16 protein-coding genes are annotated in these 16,712 nt (G+C 49.7%); 1 reads left to right on the plus strand and 15 read right to left on the minus strand.

The window, feature by feature from the left end; all coding sequences use genetic code 11:
- Positions 1–8: 8 nt before the first annotated feature.
- From K365_RS0105065 to K365_RS0105120, 12 genes are all read right to left on the minus strand, one after another.
- Positions 9–746, minus strand: coding sequence for an enoyl-CoA hydratase/isomerase family protein (locus K365_RS0105065; RefSeq protein ID WP_024333767.1), 738 nt, complete (start codon positions 744–746; stop codon positions 9–11).
- A 19-nt stretch (positions 747–765) separates the two neighbouring features.
- Complete coding sequence (locus K365_RS0105070; RefSeq protein ID WP_024333768.1) at positions 766–1,539, minus strand: enoyl-CoA hydratase/isomerase family protein; 774 nt, start codon at positions 1,537–1,539, stop codon at positions 766–768.
- Between the two features lie 64 nt (positions 1,540–1,603).
- Positions 1,604–2,962: an acetyl-CoA hydrolase/transferase family protein gene (locus K365_RS0105075; RefSeq protein WP_169432926.1), complete on the minus strand. Its 1,359-nt coding sequence runs from the start codon at positions 2,960–2,962 to the stop codon at positions 1,604–1,606.
- 44 nt (positions 2,963–3,006) lie between these two features.
- Positions 3,007–4,278: an oxidoreductase gene (locus K365_RS0105080; RefSeq protein ID WP_024333770.1), complete on the minus strand. Its 1,272-nt coding sequence runs from the start codon at positions 4,276–4,278 to the stop codon at positions 3,007–3,009.
- A gap of 37 nt (positions 4,279–4,315) precedes the next feature.
- Complete coding sequence (locus K365_RS0105085) at positions 4,316–5,554, minus strand: M24 family metallopeptidase (protein ID WP_024333771.1); 1,239 nt, start codon at positions 5,552–5,554, stop codon at positions 4,316–4,318.
- A gap of 71 nt (positions 5,555–5,625) precedes the next feature.
- Complete coding sequence (locus K365_RS0105090) at positions 5,626–6,783, minus strand: acyl-CoA dehydrogenase family protein (protein ID WP_024333772.1); 1,158 nt, start codon at positions 6,781–6,783, stop codon at positions 5,626–5,628.
- A gap of 24 nt (positions 6,784–6,807) precedes the next feature.
- Positions 6,808–7,977 (minus strand): acyl-CoA dehydrogenase family protein, encoded by a 1,170-nt coding sequence (locus K365_RS0105095; RefSeq protein WP_024333773.1) that lies wholly within the window; start codon positions 7,975–7,977, stop codon positions 6,808–6,810.
- Positions 7,978–8,036: 59 nt separating this feature from the next.
- On the minus strand, positions 8,037–9,194 hold the full coding sequence (locus K365_RS0105100) for a thiolase family protein (protein ID WP_024333774.1): 1,158 nt from the start codon (positions 9,192–9,194) through the stop codon (positions 8,037–8,039).
- Entirely contained in the window at positions 9,191–9,616 is a 426-nt protein-coding gene (locus K365_RS0105105) for a Zn-ribbon domain-containing OB-fold protein (RefSeq protein WP_024333775.1), read from the minus strand. The genes K365_RS0105100 and K365_RS0105105 overlap by 4 nt, the downstream gene beginning before the upstream one ends.
- 176 nt (positions 9,617–9,792) lie before the next feature.
- Positions 9,793–10,689, minus strand: a complete 897-nt coding sequence (locus K365_RS0105110) for a 3-hydroxyacyl-CoA dehydrogenase family protein (protein WP_029724955.1) — start codon at positions 10,687–10,689, stop codon at positions 9,793–9,795.
- Positions 10,690–10,709: 20 nt separating this feature from the next.
- Entirely contained in the window at positions 10,710–12,170 is a 1,461-nt protein-coding gene (locus K365_RS0105115) for a UbiD family decarboxylase (RefSeq protein ID WP_024333777.1), read from the minus strand.
- A gap of 17 nt (positions 12,171–12,187) precedes the next feature.
- Positions 12,188–12,856: a TetR/AcrR family transcriptional regulator gene (locus K365_RS0105120; protein WP_024333778.1), complete on the minus strand. Its 669-nt coding sequence runs from the start codon at positions 12,854–12,856 to the stop codon at positions 12,188–12,190.
- 410 nt (positions 12,857–13,266) lie between these two features.
- On the opposite strand from K365_RS0105120, the gene K365_RS0105125 reads away from it, so the two are divergent.
- Positions 13,267–13,842, plus strand: coding sequence for a UbiX family flavin prenyltransferase (locus K365_RS0105125; RefSeq protein WP_024333779.1), 576 nt, complete (start codon positions 13,267–13,269; stop codon positions 13,840–13,842).
- Between the two features lie 286 nt (positions 13,843–14,128).
- Here the strand turns inward: K365_RS0105125 and istB are convergent, their stop codons facing one another.
- Genes istB through K365_RS0105140 form a run of 3 tightly spaced genes read right to left on the minus strand, consistent with a single transcriptional unit; the run spans position 14,129 to position 16,693 of the window.
- Entirely contained in the window at positions 14,129–14,863 is a 735-nt protein-coding gene (gene istB, locus K365_RS0105130; RefSeq protein ID WP_024333780.1) for an IS21-like element helper ATPase IstB, read from the minus strand.
- Positions 14,860–16,329, minus strand: a complete 1,470-nt coding sequence (gene istA / locus K365_RS0105135; RefSeq protein ID WP_024333781.1) for an IS21 family transposase — start codon at positions 16,327–16,329, stop codon at positions 14,860–14,862. The genes istB and istA overlap by 4 nt, the downstream gene beginning before the upstream one ends.
- Positions 16,322–16,693 (minus strand): hypothetical protein, encoded by a 372-nt coding sequence (locus K365_RS0105140; protein WP_024333782.1) that lies wholly within the window; start codon positions 16,691–16,693, stop codon positions 16,322–16,324. Before K365_RS0105140 ends, istA begins: the two co-directional genes overlap by 8 nt.
- Positions 16,694–16,712: the final 19 nt, after the last annotated feature.

The following is a 16,712-nucleotide window of genomic DNA, read 5'->3' on the forward strand; positions in this document are numbered from 1 at the left end:
ACAGCGAACTACTTTTGAGGCGGGCGTTCCGCCTTAAGGCGGGCTGCCAGAATCTTTTCAAGGTCAAGACCGTCAGGCAGTGAGCGGTCCATCCCTTTGACAACCGCCTGTTTTAGATACCTCACCGCAAGCGGATCGTATGCGGCAATTTTTTTTGCCCATTCCCAGGCTTGATCATAAAGCACGTTCTTGGGAACTACCAGGTTCACCAGATGGTTGTCTTTTGCTTCCTGTGCATCGATCCATCGATTGCTTAAAAGCATTTCCATGGCTTGGGCCCGTCCGATGACGCGTGGAAGCGTTTGGGTGCCGCCGGCCGCCGGAATGATGCCTAGAGCCACTTCCGGTAATCCGAACCGGGCATCTTCCGAAGCAATGCGAATGTCACAGCATAGCGCCATCTCGATTCCCGAACCCAGGACATAGCCGTGCAGGGCCGCAATAAAAGGTTGAGGCATTCTTGTAAACAGGCCCCAGACATCTCTTTCAAAACGGATCTTGCGGGATTGAACCGGGGGAGGGGCCGTCAGAAATTCAGACAGATCCGCGCCGGCACAAAACGCTTTTTCACCGGCACCTTTCAACACGGCCACCCTGACGTCATCATCATCCCTGATGGCTTCCAGGACACTATAGAGATCATCACGCATCTGTATGCTGAAGGCATTCAACGCATCCGGACGATTGAGGGTGATTTGAGCGATGCCCCGTTCTTTTTCATACTGCAAAGTTTTGAAAGCGTTCATCTGAACCTCTTATCGGATGTTATTTTCCGGAAAAATCGGGCGGTCGCCGTTCCTGAAATGCCTTGATCCCTTCTGCGCGGTCATTGGTGGTATGCAGCAGATAATACAGGTCGGCTTCCAGTCTAAGTCCCTGGGCAAGGGTCAGGTCCATCCCTTTGTTGACCGCTTCCTTGATGTAGCCCATGGATAACAGACCTTTTTCACCCAGGGTGTCACTCAATTTCATAGCAGACGGCACCAGATCGCTTTCCGGAAGCACCCGGTAAAGCAGCCCCATTTCCTTGGCATCCAGGGCATTGATCGGTTCACCGATCAAAAGCACCTCCAATGCCTTTCCCCGGCCGACAATTCTGGGCAGCCGCTGGCTGCCGCCACACCAGGGAATCCACCCGTTTTTGATACCGGGGATGCCAAAGCGAGATCGAGTCGTTGCAAACCTGATGTCACAGGCCAGGATCATTTCCAGGCCGAATCCAATTGCATCCCCCTGGATCGCAGCGATAACCGGTCGATCCAGTTCTGAAAGAGATTCAATCATCACCTGTATCTGACGCTGTATCAAATCCGGCAACCGGGCGGTCTGCTCAATGATCTCTTCCGTAAAGGAGAATGCGCTTCCTGATCGATCGATGATCGTCAATACATGGATGTCCGGGGTCACCCTGATCTGCCCACACAGTTCCGTCAGTGCAACGCAGAAATCCATGAAACCACTTGGGTCCGGTACGGTATTCACCAATTCGACAACCGCTGTCCGTTTGTCAATTCGAAAGTCAAAAAACGCATTATTCATGACAGCTTTTCTCCCCCTTATGATCGTCAGCTCCCTGATCATTTGGATAGTAACGTATCACGTGTCAAAGGCCAAATAATTTCTTTGCTTCAGCCTTGAGTTCCGGTTGAAAATCCGGATGAGCAATTGAGATTAATGCCTCTGCCCGTTCCCGCAGGTTTTTACAATCCAGGTTGGCAACCCCATGTTCAGTGATGATGTAATCCGCATAAAACATGGGAATTGCCACGACAGCTCCCGGATCCAGCCGGGGCATGATTCGGGAGACCTTTCCGCCCAATGCCGTTGACGGCAGGGCAAATATGGACCGGCCATTTTTGGCGTAGTGGGCTCCCAGGCAGTATTCAATGGAACCTCCCGGGCTGCCGATGGGGTTGGGACCCACATGGGTCACCACGATCTGCCCCATCAGATCGACAGCCAGCGCATTGTTAATGGCAACCATATTATCCTGCCGGGCAATCCGCGGCACATTGCAGATATATGAAATGTCCCGGAACTCGAATCCCGGATTCTGGCTGATGTATTTCAATGCTTTCGGAATGTCGGGATCAGCACCTGTATAGGTCCGGAAACTGGATGCCACACTTTTTCCGCGATCAATATTTTTCCTTTTGTCCGTAATGATGCCCCGCTGCTTCATGTCAATCAACTGACGGAATATCAGTTCCGTATCGATCCCCAGGTCGTTTTTATCGTCCAGGAAATTGATCACCGCTTCGGAAGCGGTTCCCGTGCCGATCTGGAGTGTGTCGCCATCCCTGATCAGAGACGCTGTGTGGACACCGATCACCTGGGACAGCTCCCAGTCCTCCGTGGAAGTCGCTGGAGCGTGATCCACTTTGGCAGCGGGTTCTTCCATGGGTGCTTCCACCAAATAATCAATGTCATCCATGTGAATATACTCACCAAATACCCAGGGAATGTCCGGATCTATTTCTGCAATAACTTTTTTGGCTGTCTTGCAGGCACTGGGTGAATACCAGGTCTGGTGACCGAAACTGCAGTAACCGGACGAATTGGGCGGTGCCACCTTAAGAAAGAAGAAATCCTTGAAGTGATAGAGGCTTCCGCGGTTGTTGTCCTTTTGTCTTTTGCCGTCACTGAGTCCGAAAACCGTGGGTTTGTAGTCGACCTGGTGTTCTTGGACTTCTTTTCGGGTGTGTCTGAGTGGAAACGCATCCTGAATTGAGAATACTTTCGTCATTTCAGGATGTTTCTCCGGATGCAAAAATGGATAATCTTCCACCCAGTGAGAGGTGATGGTGACATTTTCCAGTTCATTATATCGACTGGCCAATGCATGCCCGATATCCATAGGTTGATTCATCATGGAAAAAAGCACCTCAGAACCACTGGTCACCAGACCGGCTGCCTGTTCAGCCGTCAGCAGTTTTTTCTTGTATCTGTCCTGCCATCTCATGGTCATCATCCCCCTTTTATCCAATGTGGAAAATATTTTTCAGATTATTTCCGGAGAACATGGGGCAGCATTTTTGCCCCTTTGAACCCTTCTGTCAGCATGTATCTGGGATTGTATTTTTCCCTTCCCAGTCCCGGGTTGGCGGAACACCTGCCCGGCAGACATAAGTCAAAGCCCACCCAGCACAGATTGTCCTTTTTACACCGGTTGATATCGGCGACCCTGTTTTCCCTGACCTTATTGACCAGATCCGGGTCCGCCACCAGCGGACGTCCCAGTCCGACCATGTCTGTCCATCCTTTTGTGACTGCTTCTTCGGCCAGATCCGGTGAATGCACACTGGCTGTCAGAATCGGTACCTTGACAACATCTCTGAGCTTTCTGGACCATTGCAGAAAACCGCCGTCCTCTTTGCTGTCCATTTTGCAGCCCGGTATCGGCGGGAATCCCGCGGTGGTGCTCCAGTAATCAATGCCCAGTTCCTGGAGCTTTTCAGCCAGCCACTTGGTGTCATCAATGGTATATCCGCCTTCACCGCCGCATTCACTGCCCACACGCACGCCGATGGTAAAATCTTCCCGCTCTTCCCGCAATGATTTGATGACCGCTTCAGCATATTCCAGAATGAACCGGTGCCGGTTTTCCCGGCTTCCCCCGTACTTGTCGGTTCTCAAGTTAAACCGGGGATCACGGAACTGGTCCAGAATATAGTGATGGCACAGATGCAGTTCCACCCCGTCAAACCCGGCCAGCACCGCCAGCTTGGCATTCCGGGCCGATTCTTCGATGAGCTGTTCCATCTCCGCCACTGTGATGGCTCGGGGCTTGGGATGCCGCATGTATTTTTCCTTAAGCCATTTGCCTTTCATCCGTTTTTTGATGATGTCTTCGGCCTGGCCGTGGGACTGGTCCGTGCCGAACACATAATCGATGTCTTCGGACGGGGCAAACGGCTGCACGTCATCCCGCATGGGATTGCCCCGGCTGCCGCTGGCCGGCAGAATCTGGGCAATGGCTTTGGATCCGGCCACCCGAATGCTTTCCGCCAGCATGGACATCCCGGGAATGTGCTCGATGGAAGTCAGATAGGGCCAGGGAATATTGGCCACCGGCTTGCCGATGTCCGTACACAGAATCGCACCGACGATGCAAAGGCCGGCCCCGCCTTTTGCCCGGGCCACATAATATGCGATGTCCGTTTCCGTGATCATTCCAGTCCAGTCCGGAAACAAAAAATTACACGGGGCCATTACGTATCTGTTCTTAAGCTCGGTTGATCCAATCTTGATCGGTTCAAATAATTTGTCATATGCCATGTTTTGAAACTCCTTTAAAATTTTGAGATTTATTTTGTTATTCGGCAATTTGAATCGGATGTGCCACCATCAGTCCTTTACTGGGAAGCGTATTCAGGATCTGAACGCCGTTGTCGGTGACAACTACCATCTCTTCCACCTTGATTCTGCCTAAAGAGGGATCAATGGTGTCCAGCGCCTCAACCGCTATGGTCATGCCTTTTTCATAGGTCTGTGGATGGTCCAGTGACCAGAGTCGGTTGGTTACCGGGTATTCATACAGCGACAGGCCGATGCCGTGGCCCATATCATCACACCAGGCCGCCTCTTCGGATGTGAACCCTTTCTGGTCTGCCGGTTCCCAGAGTCTGGCCACCTCGGCGGTTGTAACGCCGGGTTTGATGGCATCTAGTACCTTGTAAAGCCGGTCATTCATCCGTTTGTATTTGTCCATCTGTTGGGCCGAAGGTTTTTTTCCGACAACGGTATTGCGATACCAGCAGGTGTTGTAGCCCATGTAGGTACACCGGACGAAATCAACGGTGACCACGTCTCCCACCCGAATAATTTTATCCATAACCTGGGGAGGTCCCCCAGAGCTGAGAATGACCATCCATATGTCTTCGATGCCTGCTTTATACATGGCTTCATGGGCTGCAGCCACCAGGTCGCAGTCCCGAACCCCCGGCCTCAGAGCGTCGTATATTGCGCACCAGCCGATTTCGGTGATAGCTACGGCCATTCTCAGGCAGTTGAGTTCGTCCTGGGTTTTGACAGCACGAGCTTCCAGCATGACGGGCATGGCGTTGACTGTCTTTATTCCCGCTTCCTTTAGTGCCAGCCGGCCTGGTTCGTCAACGGTATCGATACCTATCTTTTCTTTTTCCAGCCCCTGGGTTTTTAATTCCTGTTTAATGGAATCAGCGAATTTTTTGGCCGACTCCCAGACAGCGGTCGGGCCGCAGGCCTGATTGGCCCAATGAAAGGACTGCCGGATATTTTCCGGATTCACCCAGGGATGTATGCCGGCCAATGTACCATGCGATTCATAAAAAATCGGCTCATTTTTCTCGGTGATCAGCGCATATCGGCTTTGGTCGATGAAATCCAGTCCTCTGCCGGCAGTTGCGTATCGAATGTTTTCAGGTCTTGTCAGCAGACATGCGGTGATATCGTTTTGTTTTAACGCTGCATGGGTTCTGGCCAGCCGGTCTTTTCTCATACGGCTGAAATTGATACCTTCAGTCCAGTCGGCCGCCCTTGTGCCAAACGTGAGTTTTGGTGATGCCTCTATCATTTTGGGTCCTTTCTTTCAGTTTCCGATGTAATGACTGAAATCCACAAAATTTTCAGTCCGGGGTAAAGAGGTTATCTGTTGGTCACCGGTTCTTTGAAATCATTCAACCGTTCAGTCAATAATTTTCGATGATAAAGACTGTCTCCAAACATCAGTCCCCCGACTTTGGCCGCTTTGAAATACCGGTGCATGTCATAATCGGTGATAAGACCGCTACCCCCGTGAATCTGTACCCCTAAGTGAACCACCCGCTTGTAGGCTTCACTGGTCCAGGATTTTGCCATGGCTGATTCGACAGCATAGGGCATGTCTTCACTGATCCGCCAGGCGGCTTCATAGGTGATCATGCGTGAGGAATCCACATCTGAAAGGATATTGGCACAGTGATGTTGAATGGCCTGAAAACTGCCGATAGGGCGGTTGAACTGTTTTCTTTTTTTTGCGTGTTCTACACTCAGTTCAAGAACCCGTTGGGCTCCACCCACCATTTCGCAGCATTTTGCGACTGCGGCCCGGTCCAGAATCTTTTGAACATCATTCCACGCGTCACCGATCGTGCCTAAAATATTTTTTCCAGGAACTTTGACATTTTTAAAAACAATTTCGGATACGATGTCGTCGTTTAGGGTTTTCTGATGTCGACAGCTGATCCCCGGGCTTTTGATGTCAACAATGAAAAGGGTGATTCCTTCTGCGGGTGACGTATTTTCACCGGTTCTGGCCACGCAGATCAGATAATCAGCCACATGTCCATCAGGCACAAGAATTTTGGAACCGTTCAAAACAAATCCATCCCCGGACTCAACCGCCCTCAGGTGGATGCCGGACGCGTCATATTGCGCAGTGGTTTCCAAAAGTGCCAGTGTGACAATGGTTTTTCCGGCAGTAATTTCAGGCAGATACGCCTGTTTCTGATCCTCATTCCCCAAATCAAGGACCGGCAGTCCACCCAGAATGATGGTGGAAAAAAAAGGGCTGATGGGACGGATCCTGGCGATTTCTTCCAGCATCAATGCCAGATCAAGAAAGGACATCCCGGCACCATCGTATTTTTCTGGAAATACGATTTCCATCCAGCCCAGTTCCGCTATTTTATCCCAGGTTTCTGGAGAATAGCCCAGATCCCCCTCATCGATCTGATCAATAAGATCTCTGGTAAATTTGTCCCGCATAAAGTCACGAACTGATTTCGTGAGCATTTTCTGTTCTTTTGATAATGCTAAATCCATTGAAAAATCTCCTCACCCCTTAGATCATTTTGCAGGCAGCTTCAGCCCTCGAATCGCCATGATATTCCTTTGAATCTCCGATGTTCCGGCAACGATGCTCCAGCGCGGACTGTCCAGATATCGAGGCAGCATGGTCTGATCCAGATCCGTATATTTGGACCAGTCACGCAGCTGACCGTATGGTCCGATGCTCTGCATCACGACGTCAAACAGGTGCAGCCTGATCTGGGATGCATAGAGTTTTCCAAGAGAGGCTTCGTAAGTAATCGGCAGCTGTTTGTCCTGCAGGTAAGCCACCCGGTATATGAGCCACCGCCCGATTCTCAGTTCCGTGGCCAGCTTTACCAGTTCTTCGTCCAGCCACGCCTCGTCACAAAAAAGCTGGCCGTCGCTTTTGGCCTTTTTGACGTAGTCCACCAGTTCATCATAACCGGCCTGCAAGTCCCCGACTGTACCGCCCCGCTCGTAGTTGAGCGCCCCGACAATGTATTCCCACCCTCTGTTCTTTTCCCCTACCAGACGGGTTTTGGGGATTTCCACATTGTTGAAGAACACTTCATTGGTTCTCACTCCGGCAAAGGTATACATGGGACGTATTTCGATGCCCGGGGTTTCCATGTCCAGAATAAATACGGAAATCCCTTTGTGTTTGGAAACTGTTGTGTCCGTTCTTGTGGCCAGCCACATATAATCCGCATAATGCGCATGAGTATTGAATACCTTTTGTCCGTTAACGATGAATTTATTATCTGTTTCTACAGCTTCCAAAGCCTGCAGCTGCAATGACGCCACATCGGAACCGGAGTCCGGCTCCGTATACCCGGTCGCGAACTCCAGTTCACCGTTGGCAATCCGGCCGATAAACTCTTTTTTCTGTTCTTCTGTGCCATAATGCCGGATTCCGGGCCCGGCCACTTCGATACAGCTCAAGGGATAAGGCCCGTGATGATAAGCCAGTTCTTCACTGAGAATAAATCTGGTTACCGGGGACAATCCGCGTCCGCCGTACTTTTTCGGCCAGGCCGGGGCAAGCAGGTTCTGCTCTCCCATCTTGCGGAGCAGCGCTCGTGAAGCTGGACCCAGTCCCTGACCGGATTCATGTTCGTGAACAACTTCCTGGGTGCATTTCATGTCCAGAAATTCCCGCACTTCCTTCTGATATGCTTCTTCTTCCGGTGTAAACCTGAAATCCATAGTTCTCTCCTCTATTGTCTGTGCACGGATTCAAATTCATGCATCAGGACGCACGCTGATCATTTTTTCAAGATAACGATGCTGCAATTGCCGCCGGCTCCCGAAGCCTGAGCCATTCCGATCTTTGCCCCGGCAATCTGACGTTTTCCGGCCTCTCCTCTGAGATGCCATGTCAATTCAGCGATCTGGCGCATGGCCGAGGCACCGGTGGGTTCTGAACAGGAGAGCAGGCCACCGCTTGGATTAACAGGAATATCACCTCCCAGTTCGGTCCTGCCTTCGTCGATGAGGCGGCCGCCTTCACCGATCTCACACAATCCGAACTGCTCGTACAGGATAATCTCAGAACTTGAGTCCGTATCCTGAAGCTCCACCAGATCCAGATCTTTGGGACCAATACCCGCAGACTCATACGCCTGTCGTGATAATTTGGTTGCCACTTCTTCATTATGGATTACTGCACTTTGGCCCATGCCGCCGATACCGCCGCCGCATCTGGATGTCCCGTATTGTGCGACCCCAATGCAGGACGCAGCCACCTTGACAGCCCTGCCGGAATTGTACTGACGGGCCACTTCTTGAGTGCACAGAATGGCGGCCCCGGCCCCTTCCCCCGGAGCGGCAAATTCCAGCAGCCTCAACGGATAGCAGACCATTTTTGAATTCAGGATCTCCTCCAGCGACATCTCTTTCTGATACATGGCATAGGGGTTCAAGGCTCCGTTTTTATGACTTTTGACAGATACCTTGGCGAGCTGTTCTTCCGTGGTCCCGAATTCGGCAATATGCCGGCTGGCTCTCAACGAGAATTCAAGGGGATTGATGGCCAGGCCGCTCAGGGTCTGCCACTGCGGATAGGAAGTCATCCGCATGAATCCCCGGGGCATTTTTTCAACCCCGATGGCAATGGCGACATCACAAACGCCGGCCGCAACCTGCTGATAAGCCAGTGTGAAGGCCGTACTGCCAGATGCGCATCCGGTTTCCACATTGACAATGGGTATTCCCGTCATGCCCACTCGTGCCAGTACCCGGTGCCCGGCCCCTGTTCCGCCGTGCATGGTACCGCAGAAGGCTGACTGTACCTTTGTCCATGGGATATCCCCCGCATCTTTTAACGCCGCCTTCACCGCCTCCTGTCCCAGGTCCTCATAACTCTTGCCCTCGAACCGGCCAAAAGGGTGAACTCCGACTCCCAGAACCATTACATCTCTCATGACAGCCCCCTCCACTTGAAACCAATTACATTGTTGCCCTCGTCATCCACGAACAGAGGTTCAATCACCAATTTCATGTCCATCCCGATTTTCAGCTTGCCGGGATCATGTTCGGTGATATACGACATCACCCTCACCCCATCGACTTCCACCACACCCACCCCATATGGAATCGGCCCTTTGTACCCTTCCGGAACCGGATTGTTGACGTTGCTGAAGGAATATAATTTTCCCCTTGAACTTAAGAGCAGCTCTTCCGCGTCACCGCCGCAGTTGGCACACCAGGGCTGTTTCGGGAACGTGACTTCACCGCAGTTGTTGCATTTGCTGCCAATGAGGTGCGGCTCTTGCGACGGTGATTGGGGAGGTACAAACAACCCGTCGCCTACATAGATATCTTTGCCTGAAGATTTCTCTTCCATGCCGGTTTTCTCCTTATTTTTTTGACATTGATGACTAACATCCCAATTTTTATTGCTTTTTGCGATCACCGTACCCGAAAGAGGGTGTTGGAACCGCTGCCGGATATTTCCAGCAGCGGTTCCGTCCCTTTCGGTAATGAAGATGGTTTTTTAATCTTCATTCAACCCCTCAGGGGTCAACAAAATTGTCTGGGTTCTTTTTTTTCCATCCCGGTGTATTGATAAAAGCCCCGCCCGGATTTGATGCCGAAATCTCCGACATCCACCAGCCGTTTCAAAAGGGGTGGCGGCGCATATTTCTGATCATGATATTCTTCAAACATTTTATTACCGGCTGTAACCAGAATATCCAGGCCAATCATATCGCATAAAGCCAGTGGTCCCATGGGGTGTCCACAGCCAAAGCGAAAGGCATTGTCGATCTCTTCAACGGTACACAACCCTTGAGAAAGGGCCTTGACAGCATCAAACAGAAAAGGGGTCAGGATGTAGTTGACCACAAACCCTGCCTGATCCCGAACGACCACCGGTTTTTTTTGGATGGATTTCACGAATTCCACAACACTTTCCAGTGCCTGGGTGGATGTCTTTACCGTTTTGACGATCTCCACCAGATTCATGATCGGTACCGGATTGAAAAAATGCATGCCGACGATATTCTCCATCCTCGATAGTCCGGAGCCCAATTTGGATATGGACAAAGAGGATGTGTTGCTGGCGAGGATCGTCTGCTGACTGCAAACCTGATCCAGTTCCTTGAGAATCGTTTTTTTGATTTCCTCGTTTTCAAACACCGCTTCAATGACCAGGTCGCATTGAGACAGGGAAGAGAGTTCTGTGGTGCCGACTATTTTTGATGCGGCCTCGTCAGCCAGTTTTTGATCCAACCGGCCTTTCTGGGATAACTTAAGAAGACTATTCTCAATTCGTTTGATACTGCTGTCAACAATTTCCTGTTCCTTATCCACCAGGATGACCTGATATCCGGCCGTGTAACTGACCTGAGCGATACCTCTGCCCATCACTCCCGAGCCGACAATGCCGATGGATTTGATTGGTTTTGCTTTTGACATGGTTTTGTTACCTTGGCTTTTTATGCGTTTATGCCGTATTTGCTCCAGTTTTCCCGGACTTTTTTCATGGTTGCATCATCCGGGTAGGCCAACGGTGCAAACCTTTCACCGAACCATTCGTCCGTCCGTGGCCAATCCAACGGTTTGGTACAGTCAAAGAGCAGACGGTTCCCTTTTTTCACCGCTTCGTGGACCCGGTCTTTCGGATGTATGGATGGATCCAGAGGGGATATCCACCCGGGGAATTTGATGATGTCTCTGTCCGGATTGAGCCGGTACCCGATGGCCCACATCACTTTGTTCAGATCAAAAATATCCACGTCCTGATCGAACACAAAAATATTTTTTCCGCACATTACCGAAGTCATGGAACTCCAGATATTGGCTGCAACCTGATGGACCTGGCCGATATAACTGTTGTCGATCTGGACAAACACGTTGGACCATGCCGTGCTCGGGTCCACGTTGACCGCCGTGACGCCCCGCATTCTTTCATCCAGAAGATCCCGGATGGAAGCGGAGTGACCAATGGCCTCAATGTGGTGATCTTCATTGATGGGCACCCCTTCCAGGGTTCCCTGGAGAATCGGATCATTCCGATGAGTGATGCATGTCACATTAAAGACCGGACGTGTGTGGGGAACGCTGCAATAGTAGCCGGTATATTCGCCGAAGGGACCCTCCAGCATGAAACTGTCCTTGTTGGTGTCAAGATATCCTTCATACACGATTTGTGCGGAGGCCGGCACCAGCAGGTCATTGGTTTCGCACTTCACCAGTTCCACCGGTTCGCCCATGATACCGCCCATGACATCATATTCACATGTGCCGATCCCCTGATGGGAACAGGATACCGCCGGCAAAATGGGGTTCCATCCGACCGCCACCGCTATGGGGACATTTTCACCTTTTTTGCTGTAACTGCGCCAGTGAAGCCATGCGTGCTGCCCGACGGTGAAGGTGATACCCAGCTGTTTCTCGTTATGGATCGCCCGTCGATACAGCCCCACATTGATCCAGTCTGAATCGCGGTCTTTGGTGACCACCCCGTCAAACGTCCCGATGTAGCGATGGCCATCCAGTTCGTGCCAGAAGGGGGCAGGGAACTGAAACATGTCCACATCCGCTTCCTTGATGATATTTTCTTTCACCGGTCCTGTTTTCACAACCTTTGGTTTGATACGCCGCTTGGATCGTTCCCGCCATACATCGATCAGTTCTCTGTAGGGAGTATCCTTGGGGAGTCCCAGCATCAAGGCGATTCTGGAAAAACTGGCCAGGGCCCCGGTGAAAAATTTACGGCATACCGTATTTTCATGGTCCTTTATATTTTCGAACAACAGGGCCGGCCCTTTTCTGTCGAAAGTTTCCTGGGTGATGCCACCCAATTCCAGATTCCAGTCCACCTTTTCCTTAATCCTGGCTACTTCCCCTTCTTTTTCAAGCTGCTCAATCCATTCGTTTAAATCAAGGATCGCCATTTTTAATTCCTTTCGGTTTATGATTTTTCTATATTAAAATCTGCGCACAAATGCGCGTTACCTGATTCACACTCTTTTTTAAAGGAAGCGGGTGAACAAATACCACTGACAAAGATATGGTTAAATGTACGGATATATGCCTCGGCATCGATATATTGACTGCTGTCCAAGCGCCACCAATGATTGAATACCCCATCATTGAGCGCCATAAATGTCAGGGCGGTCAAATCCGGATGCAGCTCTTTTTTAAAGATCCCTTCTGTGATTCCCTGTTTTATCAATAGGCTGATGAACTTTTGATAGTTCTGATAAATACGTCTCAATTCAGGCTCAAAGTCGATATCCGTATTCAATTCAGGAGATTGAAACGTCAAAAATACACAAAGATCTTTATTTTCTGTGCCGAATTTTACAAGAAAATTGAAAATGCGATTTATTTTTTCCAGGGCATTTCCTCTTAACGCATCGATATCTGCCACCATATTATCAAAAAAATGTACTTTAAATACTTGTATCAGCATCAGAAATAAAACGCCCTTGCTTTCAAAATGACTGTAAAACGCACCCTTTGTCATTCCTATCTGTGCCATGATGTCATTGATGGAAGTGCCATGATATCCTTTTCTGACAAACAGCTTCAGTGCTGTTTCAAGTATTTTTTCTTCAAGATCGCTTTTGTTTCTCAATCGAATCGCCTCATCAATACTAAACGGTTAGTATTGAATCGTTATCATGATTGAAAGTTTGGTGTCAAGAATTTTTTTGGACATTTGAAATATTTTCTGTTTTTCATCCGTTGGTGTCACCTCCTCTCAATCTAAGTTTTCCTATGATAAGGTGTCTTTAAGTAGGTTTGAGTAAAATTCAATATGACCGGACCCTGTTGAAAGTATGTTCTAAGCCAACAGGTGTATATTGCAATTTAATACTGATCGATTGGTATTTTATTCTTGACATTCAGGCTGTTAATTTTTATTGTAATCCATAAACAAGCCAGCTGGATGACCGATAGAGCACCTCGCCATGAATCCGATAAATAGTTCAGGGGCAATATGAGGTATAAAAACCTAAATTAGAAAATGGGCGGAGAATGTGTATGAAAAGAATAATTGTGGGTATGTCCGGTGCTTCCGGCGCAATTTATGGGATTCGGCTTCTGGAGGTTCTTTCTGAAATGGATATTGAAACGCACCTGGTGATTTCAGAAGCAGCACAAAAAACCATTGAAATCGAAACAGCATGGTCTGTGGAAAAGGTGAGAAGTCTTGCAAACACCTGTAGTGGAAACAAAGATATCGGTGCAAATATCGCCAGTGGATCTTTTCTTAACGAAGGGATGGTGGTGATTCCCTGCGCTATCAAAACACTGTCCGGTATCGCCAATTCCTATAATGATAATTTGATGGTTCGTGCTGCTGATGTCACTCTCAAAGAGAGGCGTAAACTGGTCATTGTCCCCAGAGAAACTCCTTTTCACAAGGGGCATCTGAGGCTGATGATGGCGGCTGCCGATCTGGGAGCCACGATCCTTCCGCCGGTTCCGGCATTCTATTGTCAGCCAAAGACAATTGATGACATTGTCAATCACCTGGTAGGCAAAGTGCTGGACATGTTTCATCTTGAGCACAATTTGTTTCGTCGCTGGGGAAGCGAAGAAACGTCGGTGGTTTAACTGTTGGATTCCAGGAAAAGAAGCTTCTTTCTTCAAGAGGAAGAATGGGTGATAACGTAATCTTGTCTCAGAAAGATGACCCAAGAGGCGATCAGATTTCACAACGTAAAGATGATCACATCAATCTTTGTCTGTATAAAGATTTAACATCTTGCAAAAAAACGGATTCGAGCGGTTCGAACTCAGGCTGTCAGCGCCGGTGTGAAAATGTCATCAGATGACCGGTTTGAAAATGTATAGTAAAAATAGGCCGGCCAGGCAGAATTGCTGGCCGACCCTTTCCCGTTTATTCTTTCGCTGTTTTCCTCATTCTATAGCTGTCACCCTCGATTACAACCGCTTCTGTATGGTGTAGAAGGCGATCCAGTAAAGCGGAGGTCAGCGTACTGTCATTGTTGAAGATTTCCGGCCACTCCTTGAACACCCGGTTTGTGGTGATCACAATGGCTCCCCGTTCATATCTTTCACTGATGATCTGGAACAACAGATCGGCACCGTTTTTATCAATGGGCAAGTACCCCAGTTCGTCCATGATCAGCAAAGAAGGCTTGAGATACGTTTTCAGCTCCTGTTTCAAACGCCCCGTATGCTGGGCGGCGATCAGATTGTTCACCGCATCAATAGCTGAGGCAAACAGGACCGTATGATTTTTCAGGCAGGCCTGATAACCAAGAGCGGTGGCAATATGGCTTTTTCCCACGCCCACGGAACCGATAAGGACGATGTTGCTTTTTTCCTCGATACACTTGAGGCGGAACAGATTCTTTACCTGGGCCTGGTTGATCTTTTTCGGCCAGGACCAGTCAAACTGATCCATGGTTTTGATGACCGGGAACCGTGCCTGTTTGATCCGACGCTGGATAGACCGGTCCCGGCGCAGGTTGGACTCCTGTTCCACCAGTTCCGATAAGTATTGAATATGGTCCCACTGGTTGCGGGCTGCCGTTTTTCCCATGACTTCATAGTTTTCACGGATAAAGGGCAGTTTCAGATATGACAGAAAATCAGTGATATCTTTCATTTGTCACCCCCTAAATCGTAAATGGACAGATCCGGTTGCTGGATGGTTAAATCCAGAAGGTCGCTGTTCCGGGTCAGGTGAAGCGCACCCGGTTCTTCCACCTGCCGGGACCGCTGCTCCAGAAGGTTGGCGATATAATCGCAGGAAAAGGCTTTAAAATGAAGGGCATCATCGATAGCCCGTTTTACCTGTTCTGAAGAGTAAATTTCGGACAGGGCAACGATCTGGCGGATATGGTGGAACGGATTCATCCGGCGCTGTTCCATCTGCCGGTAGTACTCCTGAGATTTGTCAGACAGACTTAAGAAACGCATGAATATCTTCTGATCCCTGGCTTTTCTCCGTTGAGCCAGAAGCACCTTGGGATGATCCGGATGTTCATAATCGCAGCGGCGGTCATAGCTCCTGACATGCCGGGCCACCAGCTTGTTGTCGTGGTAAAAACACAACCGGTCGGGATACAGTTTTACTGTCAGCCTGACTCCGGCCAGCTGGGCCGGCACACTGTATCGATTGGTATCGATGGTCACCCTGAACTGACGGTTCGCCCGGGCCTGACTGACCGTACCAATATCATACGGTTCCACCGGCAGCGGTTGAAGACTTACTTTTTCTTCTGTGAACATATCCACAGGTCTTTGGCCGGTTTCTCCGTGGTTCCGGACATTGGCCACCGTATCAAGCCAGTGCCGAACAAGCGGTTTCATGATTTTAAAATCAGAGATATCCAAACCATTGAGCAGGTTCTTTTTGACATATCCGACGGCATTTTCAACAATGCCTTTTTCATTGCCTTTTCCCACATTACAGGGAACAATTTTAAACCCGTAATGGTTGGCAAAGTCCATATACCGGGGATTGAAGACCGGTTCCTTGCCGATGCCTCTTTTCAGTACCGCTGATTTGAGATTGTCCACCATGATCTTCTGAGGCACACAGCCAAAAAAATGAAAGGCATTCTGATGGCATCCCAAAAAGTGCTCCATGGTCTGGGACACGGTGAATTCCACATACATCATGCGGCTGTGGCACAACACCATGACAAAAAAACTCAACCTTCTGCTGGTGGACCCCACCCGCACATTGCCAAAGCTGCCCCAGTCCACCTGGGCGCACTCGCCGGGAGCAAACACCAGTTTTAGATACGGCGTTACCCGGGGCGGCCGGATTTTACGCACATAATCGTTCACAATGGTGATGCCGCCGTCAAAACCATTCTCCTGTATGCGCTGGAACACCTGTCTTCCAGTATAAGAATGCTTTTCAAGCATCCGTACGATATCGTTTTTAAAAGGGTCCAGTTTGCTGGCTTTTCTGGCCGATCGTCTGGGCAGATACTGTTTTTCATTGGCCCACCGGGCAACTGTCCGGTGATCCAGCGCAAGTTCCTCGGCAATCTGACTGTAATTGAGTCCATCCCGGGTAAATAAGGTCCTGATCCGGACATAGGTTTCATAATCAATCATTTGCACCTCCCAGGATGTCTTTCAGGCTCATCATTGACCTTGAACGGTTGTCTCGGCATCTCGGTTCAAGGGACAATACCTGATAAACCGGTTTCTGCCATGCAATCAGGCTTTTTCTGATCAGGCCGGACCTTGCCTGATCCAGGGTGGCCTGATCCATGCTCAGATTTTTCATGAGAGCCGGGTCGCCGTAATAGCTTAACCCCTTGTCATCGGCCACACATACCAGGAACAGGTATAAAGCCGCCTGGCTGTGGTTCAGATTTTCAATATGCCGGTCCCTGACCAGCCGGTGATCGACCCAGCTGAAGCTTTTGGGCACCTTGCGGATACGCTGTTTTAAAATCGGGGATTTGACAATCACGTGCTCCTCCTTTTTTTCG

The organism is Desulfotignum balticum DSM 7044, assembly GCF_000421285.1.
GTDB classification, from domain to species: domain Bacteria; phylum Desulfobacterota; class Desulfobacteria; order Desulfobacterales; family Desulfobacteraceae; genus Desulfotignum; species Desulfotignum balticum.

What these genes read in the sequence shown, in the direction of transcription:
- K365_RS0105125 (WP_024333779.1), top strand. Translation starts at nt 13,267, where the DNA reads ATGAAAAGAATAATTGTGGGTATGTCCGGTGCTTCCGGCGCAATTTAT.
- K365_RS0105085 (WP_024333771.1), bottom strand. Translation starts at nt 5,554, where the DNA reads ATGATAGAGGCATCACCAAAACTCACGTTTGGCACAAGGGCGGCCGAC.
- K365_RS0105090 (WP_024333772.1), bottom strand. Translation starts at nt 6,783, where the DNA reads ATGGATTTAGCATTATCAAAAGAACAGAAAATGCTCACGAAATCAGTT.
- K365_RS0105070 (WP_024333768.1), bottom strand. Translation starts at nt 1,539, where the DNA reads ATGAATAATGCGTTTTTTGACTTTCGAATTGACAAACGGACAGCGGTT.
- istB (WP_024333780.1), bottom strand. Translation starts at nt 14,863, where the DNA reads ATGAAAGATATCACTGATTTTCTGTCATATCTGAAACTGCCCTTTATC.
- istA (WP_024333781.1), bottom strand. Translation starts at nt 16,329, where the DNA reads ATGATTGATTATGAAACCTATGTCCGGATCAGGACCTTATTTACCCGG.
- K365_RS0105075 (WP_169432926.1), bottom strand. Translation starts at nt 2,962, where the DNA reads ATGAGATGGCAGGACAGATACAAGAAAAAACTGCTGACGGCTGAACAG.
- K365_RS0105095 (WP_024333773.1), bottom strand. Translation starts at nt 7,977, where the DNA reads ATGGATTTCAGGTTTACACCGGAAGAAGAAGCATATCAGAAGGAAGTG.
- K365_RS0105065 (WP_024333767.1), bottom strand. Translation starts at nt 746, where the DNA reads ATGAACGCTTTCAAAACTTTGCAGTATGAAAAAGAACGGGGCATCGCT.
- K365_RS0105110 (WP_029724955.1), bottom strand. Translation starts at nt 10,689, where the DNA reads ATGTCAAAAGCAAAACCAATCAAATCCATCGGCATTGTCGGCTCGGGA.
- K365_RS0105105 (WP_024333775.1), bottom strand. Translation starts at nt 9,616, where the DNA reads ATGGAAGAGAAATCTTCAGGCAAAGATATCTATGTAGGCGACGGGTTG.
- K365_RS0105100 (WP_024333774.1), bottom strand. Translation starts at nt 9,194, where the DNA reads ATGAGAGATGTAATGGTTCTGGGAGTCGGAGTTCACCCTTTTGGCCGG.
- K365_RS0105080 (WP_024333770.1), bottom strand. Translation starts at nt 4,278, where the DNA reads ATGGCATATGACAAATTATTTGAACCGATCAAGATTGGATCAACCGAG.
- K365_RS0105115 (WP_024333777.1), bottom strand. Translation starts at nt 12,170, where the DNA reads ATGGCGATCCTTGATTTAAACGAATGGATTGAGCAGCTTGAAAAAGAA.